At 70.7% G+C, this 341-nt stretch carries 1 protein-coding gene; it reads right to left on the bottom strand.

Features of this window, described 5'->3' with window-relative positions; genetic code table 11:
* A partial coding sequence (locus ACOQFP_RS01480; protein WP_421583216.1) for an acetyl-CoA carboxylase biotin carboxyl carrier protein subunit occupies positions 1-341 on the bottom strand: 341 nt, incomplete at both ends.

The raw sequence follows: 341 nt of genomic DNA, 5'->3' as shown, positions 1-341 counted from the left end.
TTGACGGGGTTTTCCATTTTCATCGCTTCGAGGACGGCGATGAGGTCTCCTGCTTCGACGGTGGCGCCTTCGGTGACGGCGACTTTGACCACGGTGCCTTGCATGGGTGCGGTGACCGCGTCACCGGACCCGGCTCCGGCTCCGGCACCGCCGCGGGTGCGGGCTTTGGGTTTACGCCGCACCGCCCCCGCCGGCCCGCCGCCGTTGCTGGCGGCGAGGGAGAATTCGCCGGGCAGTGAGACCTCGACGCGGCGGCCACCGACCTCGACGACCACGCTCTGGCGGGGCAGGACCTCGTCCTCGTCGAGCGGCTGGCCGGCGGTGAACGGCGGGATCTGGTT

It is taken from the genome of Rhodococcus sp. MALMAid1271 (assembly GCF_049195265.1).
In the GTDB taxonomy this organism is placed as follows: domain Bacteria; phylum Actinomycetota; class Actinomycetes; order Mycobacteriales; family Mycobacteriaceae; genus Rhodococcoides.
This window is presented reverse-complemented; position numbering and strand designations above follow the sequence as displayed.